The 10,516-nt window shown below is 57.8% G+C and carries 11 protein-coding genes; 5 read left to right on the forward strand and 6 right to left on the reverse strand.

The annotated features are described in order from the left end of the window. Positions 1 to 3 precede the first annotated feature (3 nt). Together IWX65_RS14445 and IWX65_RS14450 are read left to right on the forward strand one after the other, a co-directional pair. On the forward strand, positions 4 to 1,209 hold the full coding sequence (locus tag IWX65_RS14445; protein ID WP_334683881.1) for an oligosaccharide flippase family protein: 1,206 nt from the start codon (positions 4 to 6) through the stop codon (positions 1,207 to 1,209). Next, positions 1,202 to 2,257 carry a polysaccharide pyruvyl transferase family protein gene (locus IWX65_RS14450; protein ID WP_196883887.1) on the forward strand — a complete coding sequence of 352 codons (1,056 nt, stop codon included), beginning with the start codon at positions 1,202 to 1,204 and terminating at the stop codon, positions 2,255 to 2,257. Before IWX65_RS14445 ends, IWX65_RS14450 begins: the two co-directional genes overlap by 8 nt. Positions 2,258 to 2,522: 265 nt before the next feature. Here the strand turns inward: IWX65_RS14450 and IWX65_RS14455 are convergent, their stop codons facing one another. The 5 genes from IWX65_RS14455 to IWX65_RS14465 all read right to left on the reverse strand — a co-directional run bounded on the left by IWX65_RS14455 (position 2,523) and on the right by IWX65_RS14465 (position 5,907). Continuing rightward, a complete protein-coding gene (locus IWX65_RS14455) occupies positions 2,523 to 3,395 on the reverse strand; it encodes an ISL3 family transposase (protein WP_334683882.1) in 873 nt (290 codons plus the stop codon). Further along, complete coding sequence (locus IWX65_RS17875) at positions 3,365 to 3,652, reverse strand: transposase family protein (protein ID WP_334683883.1); 288 nt, start codon at positions 3,650 to 3,652, stop codon at positions 3,365 to 3,367. Before IWX65_RS17875 ends, IWX65_RS14455 begins: the two co-directional genes overlap by 31 nt. After that, entirely contained in the window at positions 3,649 to 3,771 is a 123-nt protein-coding gene (locus IWX65_RS17880; RefSeq protein WP_334683884.1) for a hypothetical protein, read from the reverse strand. The genes IWX65_RS17875 and IWX65_RS17880 overlap by 4 nt, the downstream gene beginning before the upstream one ends. A 228-nt stretch (positions 3,772 to 3,999) precedes the next feature. Next, positions 4,000 to 4,590, reverse strand: a complete 591-nt coding sequence (locus IWX65_RS14460; RefSeq protein ID WP_196883888.1) for an arsenate reductase/protein-tyrosine-phosphatase family protein — start codon at positions 4,588 to 4,590, stop codon at positions 4,000 to 4,002. A 3-nt stretch (positions 4,591 to 4,593) separates the two neighbouring features. Further along, positions 4,594 to 5,907 carry a UDP-glucose dehydrogenase family protein gene (locus IWX65_RS14465; protein ID WP_196883889.1) on the reverse strand — a complete coding sequence of 438 codons (1,314 nt, stop codon included), beginning with the start codon at positions 5,905 to 5,907 and terminating at the stop codon, positions 4,594 to 4,596. 609 nt (positions 5,908 to 6,516) lie between these two features. Between IWX65_RS14465 and IWX65_RS18085 the strand changes: the two genes are divergently transcribed. The 3 genes from IWX65_RS18085 (at position 6,517) to IWX65_RS14480 (ending at position 9,562) form a co-directional block, all read left to right on the forward strand. Further along, positions 6,517 to 6,909, forward strand: coding sequence for a thiol-disulfide oxidoreductase DCC family protein (locus IWX65_RS18085; protein ID WP_442859202.1), 393 nt, complete (start codon positions 6,517 to 6,519; stop codon positions 6,907 to 6,909). 709 nt (positions 6,910 to 7,618) lie between these two features. Further along, on the forward strand, positions 7,619 to 8,281 hold the full coding sequence (locus IWX65_RS14475) for a hypothetical protein (RefSeq protein WP_196883891.1): 663 nt from the start codon (positions 7,619 to 7,621) through the stop codon (positions 8,279 to 8,281). A 9-nt stretch (positions 8,282 to 8,290) separates the two neighbouring features. Next, complete coding sequence (locus IWX65_RS14480) at positions 8,291 to 9,562, forward strand: O-antigen ligase family protein (RefSeq protein ID WP_196883893.1); 1,272 nt, start codon at positions 8,291 to 8,293, stop codon at positions 9,560 to 9,562. A gap of 22 nt (positions 9,563 to 9,584) precedes the next feature. On the opposite strand, the gene IWX65_RS14485 is transcribed toward IWX65_RS14480, so the two are convergent. Then, positions 9,585 to 9,893, reverse strand: a complete 309-nt coding sequence (locus tag IWX65_RS14485; RefSeq protein WP_196883895.1) for a hypothetical protein — start codon at positions 9,891 to 9,893, stop codon at positions 9,585 to 9,587. Positions 9,894 to 10,516: the final 623 nt, after the last annotated feature.

The following is a 10,516-nucleotide window of genomic DNA, read 5'->3' on the forward strand; positions in this document are numbered from 1 at the left end:
AGAATGGGTTTGGCGGAACAATTCGCCTGGACGTCAGGCGGTCGCATAATTTCCGCATTGGTCCAAGCCGTTACGTACTTATTGATCGCGCGCGACGCCGGCCCGCAGCTATTTGCAGCAGTCGCAGTCGCCATCGGACTTGCGACTGTCCTACAATCGATATTCGATTTGGGAATCTCCACCTATCTTGTGAAAGAGAGGGCGTTAAACCCGGATAGCGTTTATGTACATGCTGGGTTGTTGGTGAATCGTTTCGCTAGTGGAGGACTCCTTATCTTCAGTTCTTTGCTGCTCCTAGGCGCGGGGGTGATTCTCAATCCGGACTATATTTCGCTTGTGCCGCTCGCTTTATGGGTTGCTGGTGACCGCTTCATAGAGACGAGGCTCGGGCTCGCGATAGCCGACGGGAAGGCGCACATTGCGTCTACTAATTTATTCCTACGTCGCACTATCTCGCTCTCTATCTATCTTCTCGTGACCTTCTGCGGTGTGCCTCCTTTGGCTGCAGTAAGTGCATCGTTCTCAGCGAGCACCTTGATTTCCTTAATATGCATGCCAAAATTGAAGTATTCTGTCTTGTCCGGTGAGCGTAACCAAAGAGCTCTGATCAGGGACGTGATCAGGTTAAGCCGTCCGTTCTGGTTCAATAGCGTTGCTACTCAAGTGCGAAACATAGACACGCTCGTCGTCAGCGGAGTCGGAGGATTGACAACAGGTGGGCTATACGGCCTTGTGGCCAGAGCTATTGGACCGCTTCGAATTTTGTCGACTTCTCTCTCGGCGGTGCTACTACCGGCCGCTTCAAGGGCGGGCGGAAGTAGCCTCTCTCATTTGAGGCGCTCAGTCGGCGTTCTCATCGTAAGCTTGGCAGTTTTCTACAGTCTGATCGTCGTCATAGTTCCATATGTAGTGCCGGCATTTCTCGGCTCGGCATATGAGGGCGCAGTTTTTCCGATGCAGATAGTTATAGGAAGTTTAATATTTGCATCGGTTGCGTCCCTCCTAAATGCCGTATTGCAGGCGACTGGAAGGGAGTGGTACGTCGCTCACGTATCTGCAACCACGTCTTTGCTCACTCTTCTACTGTGCGGTTTGGGTGCTGTTGTGGCCGGTGCCGTTGGGGCAGCTATCGGCGTTGCCGTTACTTTTGTTGTACAGGCATTAGCTTTATTACATGTTTATTACAAGAAGGATAATAAGTTTGAGTGATCGCAGCAAATCTAGTCCGCGCGGCACGTTATTCTGTAGCATTTCTGCGCAATGGGATAATCTCGGCGATGTAGAGATACGTCGCACTATATTGGACCTGCTCAGTGACCAGTTCGACAAGCAAGCTATCTATTGTGGAAGTATGCCAATCGATTACGTCGCGATGTTTTCATCGGGTACGCACGTCAAGTTCTACAGTAAATACATGCCATTCTTGTGTGCGCTGCTGCTAGAAATCTCGAAGGGTCGGGCGAGCTTATTATTCGCGCCGGGTCCAGTTCTCATGGTAGCTAACGTGCAGGCTTTGCTGAAGAGTGTTTCTCTTGTGCTCGTGGTAATGATGGTGCGAAGACGAGGCGGACAAGTTCTCGCAATCGGGCGGTCTCTTCGAGGAGTTTCGTCGTTGGCGCTGGCGATTGAAAGGACGCTGCAGAAATTTTGCACGGTCTATACGTTGCGAGATGGAGTCTCAGCCAGTCTCTTAGGAGTCGATACCGTGGTGGCGCCTGACATAGCTTTTGCGAATGTGCCCCGAGCCCCGACAACGGAGAGGAATGTTATCGGAATCTCGCTTAGATACGACCGTCCTCCTGACTTAGTGTTGTTGACTAAGGTAATTCGCGATTGTGAGGAATCAGAAAAGACACCAATCTTCGTGTCCCAAGTCAAGCGAGATGACGAACAGCACAGGTATCTTGCAGATTTTTTTGGATGTAGCGCCCTGCTTTGGGGAGATAAGTCTCATTCCGATCAATTTGCCGTGGTGATGAACTTATATGAACGCGCTCATACTGTCATCTCGGACAGATTGCATGTCCTCATTCTCGCCGCGGAGGCTGGCGCTTTTCCAATCGAAATCAAGACTGCTGCAAGCGATAAAATCCAGAGCACAGTAAGCCGCTGGCTTGATGTGCCGGTGCTGAATCACGTAGCTGAGTTTGGCCGTCTCAATTTTCTTGACGGAAGGGATGAGGAAAGAGGCCGCCAGATTGATGGCCTTCGTGCTGTACAACTTGAAGTCCTCAAATCGGTTGGACCAAAATACTAAGACATTCGGGCTCGGTCGGTTCGAGTCTTGGATCTACTCACTATTACGGGTATGGCCCCTAGTCAAAGCTGGCCAAGCACTAGCTGGTCTGCAGTACGACCGCAGGAGAGACGGCAGCGCTTTCCATCATGGCCGCGGCAGCCTTACTTGTGCTGTCCTCGGCGGTCGGCCGAGGTTGACTGTAAGTGTTCAGTGGCCTCGTTGCGGACGCATGACCCATAGCGGCTCTTCGCGGTTCGTGGGGAACGGCTCGCTGAGGTGAGTGTCATGCCGCCGTCCGGGTGGCACTGGTAAGCAGGGTACCCGATCGGTAGTTGTGCGGGTTGCGGTAGCCACGTCCGGTGCGTTTGATGTGTTTGATGGCGGTGTTGTTCGCCTCGACTTTCGCGGTGGTCGCTCCGGTGATGATGAGGACTTCGATCTCGTTCCACCACCGGCAGACAGTGCGGTAGAGCCGCCGGGTCTCGGGCTGGCCTGCCAGGTCCACCAGCCTTTCAAGCTCAGTCTTCGCGTGCGCTGCCTCGGTGAGGGAGCCGGTTCGCAGCAGTGTCCGGAGCTGTTCCTTGACCTTCCACGCGGCTTCGAGCCGCCCGGTGGGGTCATCGAGGGTGAACACGACCTCGAGCCGGTTCCGGGCTCGTTGGGAGAGCTTCTCGGCGCCCTGGAGCAGCAGCCGCCGGTTGGCCCAGACCGGGTCCGTGGCGCGCCCGCGTCGGGCCTTGGTTTCCTGGGTGAGGCGCTGTCGGACCTCGGTGAGCATGGCGTTGCCGAGCATGCTCAAATGAAACGCATCCACGGACACCGCGGTGCGTGGCAGCCACATCCGCAGGGCCTTGCGGAACGCCGCCGATGGGTCGATGGCGACGATCTGGACACCGAGCCGCCATTGCAGTGGCCGGGCTTTGAGCCAGTCTCCGACGCCGGTGCTGTCGCGCCCGTCGACGATGCCCAGGACCTGCCCGGTGTCCAGGTCCACGATGGTGGACATCCAGGGCTCGTACCGGTTCCGGTGCTTCGTTGTCGGGTCCTGGAAGAACCTCACCGACCGGTACCGGTGTTCATCGATGCCCAGCATCCTTGGTGCCAGCGCGTCGACGTCCGGCAGCGTCAGGGCGGCCTGGTTGATCGCTTCCTGCACCAGCCACCACGACACCCCGAAGGAGGCCGCCGTCTCGACACAGCCCGGCCAGAAGTGATGACCGCCAAGACCACCTGATCGGTCAGCCGGCGGGTGGAGCGGGCGAACCTAGGCACCTGGGCGGTGGCCTCCGTGAAAGACTTCCGGGCGCATAACGCTTCGTCGCAGAACCAGCGCCGCTTGGCCCAGACGAGCTCCACCGGCCCTGCGACCGGGACATCGCGGACCCGTTGGAAGCGGCGTTCCTTCCGCCTCAACGAGACGACCCCACAGGCCGGGCAGCCGGTGGGTCGGTGGACTCGACCGTAATCCGGCGCTGACCGAAGGACTCCGCGACGGCGCTGAGGACCCGGTATCCGGGCAGATTGAAGATCATGGTGGCAGCGTCAACAGCCGCCGAAGTAGGCTTAGGCAAGGCTCGTGGTCCTGCTGGGATGAATGCTTAGACACACTCATCCCAGCAGGACCACGAGCCCCTTCGCTATCTACGACACGAGCCCGTTTCCCCACGAACCGTGAAGAGCCCCTCATGGCACAACACTGGGGCTGGCACGGCATCACACCCTAAGCTGACCGGTTCATTCCACCAATGCAGCTCCCAGCATCATCTAAGGACAGTTCTTATGGCCTGCAACGCAGACGCAATTTCATATGACATCTGCTGAAAAACCTCATATTCCCGCTTGTAGGGATCCACCACATCATCATCTTCGGGTGTGCTCCAAATTGCGGAACGCGCTCGTAGCGCTTTAGAAACACCTGCGTGCCAACGCTCCACGCCATGAAGAGACTCGTCGAGGCGGATATGGGGCAGGAGGCGAGCTAATTCGCGTAGCGTGAAGGTTTTTCGCAATAAGGCGGGTGCCATTTCTACGATGTGACCACGGTGCTGACGGGTGAGGGCCAGGACCAAATCTTGTTCCACTAGAATTTTATGTGTGAGCTGCCGGGCGGAAAAGTTATCGGCGCTGCCGCCATACAGTCGAATAAAACCCTCGACTCGAGGATTGATTGGGTTTCCCACCAGGGCACCCGTTCCGGCACTCTTGACTACAAATTGTCCGGGCACCCGCGCGTCAAAGCCGGCTTGGAGGAGCCGCTCGGCCATCGGCGAGCGGCAGATGTTCCCGGTACACACGGTAAGGATGCGGAACGGTTTTTCAGCCAGCCCCGCGCCGGTGTTGCTTTCGGTCATCGTCTAGGGTCTGCCGATTCCCTTGTAGTTCCAGCCTGCTGACCGCCATGCCGCGGGTTCCATTACGTTCCGGCCGTCAAGAAGGTTCTTTGCGCTCACAATTTCCCCAGCCATCTCGGGACTGATGGCCCTGTATTCGTCCCATTCCGTGAGGAGCAGCAGCGCATCGGCTTGAGCCATAGCTGTCTCAAGGTCGGCTTCGTAACTCAATTCCGGAAAACGGCGCCGTGCGCCCTCAATTGCTTCAGGATCCGTCACCGTAACGTCGGCTCCCTGGAGTTGTAACTGCGCGGCAATGCTCAGAGCCGGGGAGTCACGGACGTCGTCGCTGTTGGGCTTGAAGGCCGCGCCCAGTACCGTAATGCGCTTACCCAGGAGCGAACCGCCTACAAGCGTACGGGTCAGTTCAACCACTCGCATGCGTCGTCGGACGTTAATGTCATCTACTTCGCGCAGGAAGGTCAGGGCCTGGTTGGCACCCAGTTCACCGGCTCGCGCCATGAAGGCACGGATGTCCTTTGGCAAGCAACCACCGCCGAAGCCGACGCCGGCATTAAGGAACTTCCGGCCAATTCGCTCATCCATGCCGATGGCGTCGGCTAGGACGGTAACGTCCGCACCTGTAACCTCACAGACCTCCGCCATGGCGTTTATGAAGGAGATTTTGGTGGCGAGGAAGGAGTTGGCGGCGGCCTTGACGAGTTCCGCGGTGGCGTAATCTGCCGTCAGTCTGCGGGTGCCCATGGACAGGGGAGTGTAATATACCTCATCAAGCGCAGCCGTTGCCGCAATACCTGCTGCACCTTCGGGTACGCCGTAGACGAAGCGATCGGGAGTGAGCGTGTCCTTCACAGCAAAGCCTTCACGGAGGAACTCCGGGTTCCACGCCAGTATCGCTTCCGGGTGGCAATCCGCGAGGTCGTCTGCGAGGCGTGCCGCGGTTCCCACCGGAACGGTGGACTTCCCTGCCACAACGTTGCCTGGCTCAAGGGAGTCGAGCAGTGCCAAAAAAGCCGCGTCGACGTAGCGCATGTCTGCTGCGTACTCGCCCTTGCGCTGGGGGGTGCCGACACAGAGGAAATGGACCTGCGCGCCCTTAGCATCCGCCATGCTCGAGCTGAATTTCAACCGCCCGGTGGCAAGCACCTCCTCGAGCAGTTCCGGCAGGCCGGGTTCGAAAAACGGTGCGCGGCCGGCCTGGAGTTCGCCGATCTTCCGCTCATCGACATCAATGCCGATCACGTCATGACCGAGTTTCGCCATGCACGCGGCGTGCACTGCCCCCAAATAGCCGCAACCAATCACGGAAATACGCATGCTTGTGAATCCTTCGAAAGTGGTTGCGTTCAAAGCCCACTGTAGCTGGAATTACAGGAGTAACGAATGGGGCACAAGTGAGATCGCTAAAAAGACGGCTCTATCGAGCACTTGTGACCCGGCTAAACTGCGCTCACGGACGTCGTACCTTAGCGGCCGCAGCCGCAGCCGCAGCCGCAGCCGCAGCCTCACGCCGTCACAGCCCCCGTCACGGGGCTCAGATCGTCGATCAGGGCATTGTGGTGGGCGGCGGGGGAGCAAGGCGAATTGTGTCAGTTCGATCAGTATCGACCGCGGCGAACCCACCAGCGGCCCGAGTAAGTGCCAGCCGCATGACGCCAGAGTGAACCGAACAGGCCGAACCGGCCAGATCAAAAAAGTTCCGATGTTCGTCAATAATCTCACCAGATCGTAATCGATGAAGGTCGCTGTAGCTTGGGTGCGAACCCTCTCTACCGGTGTCCGCTTGAAGACGAAGTGCACCGTGGTCAACAGGAAGCTGTTGATTAGCGACTTCATCGTGCAGTCGGAGGGCTGCAACTTCTCGATCGCATGACTTGCTAAGTGCCCGAGGGGCACATAACCGAATTTTCCGGCCGGTACTATTGAGTGCATTCCGGTCTCAACAGTGGGGGAAGCTTGGATCACACATTGATTTATGACGCGGACTGCGGTTTTTGCACCCGCTCCGCGAAGTGGCTGGGGCGCAGCGGCCGCGTCTCGATCAAGCCCTGGCGGGGTGTTCGCGACCTGACAGTACTAGGCCTCAACGAACAGATGGTGAGCGAAGCTGCGTTCTGGGTGAACGGGGACAAGGTCGCTGGGCGAGGCGAGGTAGCCATTGCAAGGGCGCTCATCCGCCGCGGTGGTGCTTGGGCAATCGCCGGGCGAATCATACTGGTCCCTGGAGTCCGGCAGATTTGCGCCAGCGGATATGCGGTGATCGCCAAGAACCGGCATGCGATGCCGGGGGGCACAGCATCATGCAAACTACCGAGGTAAAGTCCGGTTCCGCCGTTCGGCTTTGGGGTCTGCTTGCCCTCTGCGGACTGTTGGTGGTTCAAGGGTTGGTCAGCTTTGTGGTCGAACCTGAGCCGTACCCGACGGTACGCATGCCTGGCTTCGGCTCAGTTCCCAAGCCGAATGGCTCATGGGCGTACACCTCGTTGGACGTTCAGGTTCAGTACGAAGACGGATCGACGACATCTCCGCATGTTAGTGAGCTATTGGAGGGCATGCGATTTTCATCGGCAAAAGCTTCCGCGAGTTTCCTCTTCGGCCCAGAAAGTAGTGGAAAAGCGGATGACGAGACCAAGACGTGGCTCCTTGATCGTGCCGCTCTCCTCCAGAGCGGAGAAACGCCCGTATCGATCCAATTCTGCTGGAGGAAAACGACCATCGATATCGCTGACGCCAGCGTTGATACCAGCGTCCCATGTGAGACGACGGAGGTCGTGTTTTGAACTTGCCCGCCCGGCTATCGACAGTCGTCGACAGACTTGCTGTCGCCTACCAACCTAATTCGGCTGCCCTCAGCATCGCTCGGATCCTATTTGCCCTTCACATACTCCTCCTTCCAACGGACTATTCATGGGTAGCGGAGGTTCCGGCGTCGTTCTTCAATCCACCGCCCGGCCCGTTCGCGATTATAAGCGGGCCGCCCACCGCCGGTACCGTATTGACCCTGGAGGTTCTTCGATCGCTTCTTGCAGTGGCGCTTCTCGCCGGAATCCGAACGCTGGGTGTATCCATTGCGTTGACAGTGGTGTTGATCGTCGGGGCCGGTCTAACTCATTCTTTCGGCAAGGTCGATCATTTCATCCTGTACGAGCTTTTCCCGCTCTTCATGGGCTTCGCTGGCTGGGGCTCACGCTTCTCCATAGACGCACGGGTCCAACGCGCCCGGGAAACATCTGGCTTCGCAGTGCTGTTGTGGGCTGTCACTGTCGGGTATGCCCTTTTCAGCGCTGCTGTGCCGAAGGTGTTGAGCGGGTGGCTCGATCCCACCCGGCAAGCCACCCGTGGGTATTTGGCGGTGGACATTGCAGATCCAATCAAGCAAGGGCTCTTGTCTGATTGGATGTTCAACATTGATGCTGCAGGCTTTTGGAAAATCATTGACTATGCCACGGTGTTCGCCGAGGGCTGGCTACTTTCCGTCGTCGCTGTCCCGATGCTCTTCCGTCTTGGCGTTTTGATACTGCTGGGCTTCCACGCGGGTGTGATGCTGACGCTGGGTATCGATTTCACGAGCTACCTGTTCGTCTACTCAGTATTCTTCATGGTGCCCCTGGCAGAGGTGCTGGCACGAGGACGCAGGGTACTTCCAACGGCTCGTCATGCTCATCATTCGTCCCTCAGCAGGAGTGATTGACCGTTGCCTGTGACAGCTAAAAACTACGGTACTAAGCCGAAAGAGGCACCGCCGAAGCGTGACTTGGCGCTGTTGGCAATGGCATTTCTCGTTCTCGTCCTACCCTTTTCTGAGGCTCTTCCCGGCTCGGTGAGGTTGATGTGGAACGCGTTAATTTTCATGCTGTTTCTGGGTTGTCTACTAACCGTTCATGTGAAGCGCCCGGTCGGTGGTGGGTGGTGGGTCGTCGTATCGACGCTCGTGCTCATCAGCATTGTCAGCTCCTCCGGACGTGCTGATTCCTTGTCTGGTCACCTGATCGTCGGTCTGCAAATCTGGATGTTTGTCACGGTCGGGCCCTTCGTGATTCGGTACCTCGTCTCACTTGACGGTGGCGCAAGGTCGCTTGGAGGCGCGTTTCTGCTCGGTCAGTCCATTTCAAGTGCTGCAGCAGTTGCGCAGGCCACGGGTATCTCCACCTTCAATCAAGCGGTCCTCTACGGCCGGAGCACGGGACTCGCTGGCCATCCCAATATCCTCGGGGTGCTGTCCGGCATGGCGGTTCTGATGCTAACGGCAGCGCTAGTAGGACGTTCGAATCGTAAGGCTCTCGTCGCGGTCCTCCTCCTGCTAAACGTGGCAGCCTTGATTGCTTCCGGAAGTATCAGCTCTATGATCGCCACTCTCATGGGCTTCCTGATCTTCCTCGTAGCTGCGCGTGTGCCACTCAAAGCACTCGTCCTCATCACAGGGACGTCAGTACTGGCACTCTGGATCCTTTCGAGTGTCGCATCCGAAGGCCTCCTTCGCGGCCCGCTCGAGCGGTTTCGACAGGTGACGGGCCAGACTACGAACATCGGCACTTTGGATGCGAGGGAGCAGACCTACCAATACGCATGGGAAGGCATCCAACGGGACCCATGGTTTGGGCGGGGCCTCGATCAGATCTCAGGCCTGACTGGTGACCAACGCACCGTCACTCACAATGTGATTTTGCGGACTTGGTTTCAGGGAGGTTTAGCGCTCGGATTGGCGTATGCGGTCATTGCCGTCCTCATCATCTGGATTGCGCTCGGGGCCCTGCGAAGAGGAAGAGATGCCGTGTCCGCATCCCTTCTCATCATGGCGGCTTCCTTTTCACTCACGTCGGCCGCCCTGGAGCAGGCATACTATTGGCTCCCCGTCCTCGGTGCGCTGGCCTTAGTTGAGCCGAAAGATGCTTTTCTCGACTCAACTAAACCTCAAAGCCCTGTAATGCAACGACAGAAATCGCTCAACATCTCGAGAAGGTGGGGCGCCTAAGTGTCGGTCAAGTCGGACTCCTTCATCGGCGGTACGGGCGTCCACCCGAACGCATCTGTGTGATTCTGGCCCTGTGGTATGCGGTGGTTTCCCCGGCTGCACCGCCGTTGTAGACCGTGACCTTCGGGAGGCCCGGGTCAGTTCCTGTTGATGCGGCGATGGTCTTTTGTCCAGTGAACACGGCGTTATCGAATGCGAAGTTGGTTGCACTGGTACGCCACCGGACGTCCATGGTGGCGCCCGTGATCGCCGAGACTTCAGTGGCAGACAATGTAGCGGTGACGGTCTGCGCGCCGATATTCGCTGTCACCGCTGCACCAACAAGTTCCACACTTATTGGCTGAGTGGAGAGGACCCCCGAAAACACTGGGTCAGTAAAGGTTGCAATGGTGGTTAGTGTGCCCCCGATTCCCTTGCGAAGAGTTGCTGTTGCCGACGAGGTCCCTTCCACTTGCAGCCGGAGATAGTTGCTGACGTCCTTACCCACCCAAATTTCAGCGGAACTAAACGACGAACCGTTGTAGGCTCACGACAGCTCACCGGTGAACGTGAAGTTTGGGACTTCGGTTGGGATGCCAGACTGAACAAGGAAGTGGCTGATGGCGCCGGACAGGTAGAGCTTTGACCCGTCCGTGCTGTACGCAGTCGTTCCGGCGCCGCTGGACGCACTGTAAGCGTTACCAGTATCGGGTAGTGATTGGTATGCGGCACCTGTCCGGGTGAAAGTATCCGCATAGAGGACAGCTTCCTAGTCAACGGTTTCAGTGCCACCCGCGATTACGCCGTCCTGCCACTGCACTGTTGCGAAGAACGCTTCCCCGGTTTTGTTCCAGCGACGCAGGTCAACAGCCCGTTCCGGAGTGGCGTCCCGCATAGTGGTGTAGCGCGGCTGCCGGGTTCGTCGTACTGATGGACATGAAGGCGGCCACCGCGTGATCCTTCGAGGAAACTCTC

The sequence above is a fragment of the Arthrobacter sp. CAN_A214 genome, assembly GCF_015751955.1.
Taxonomy (GTDB): domain Bacteria; phylum Actinomycetota; class Actinomycetes; order Actinomycetales; family Micrococcaceae; genus Arthrobacter_D.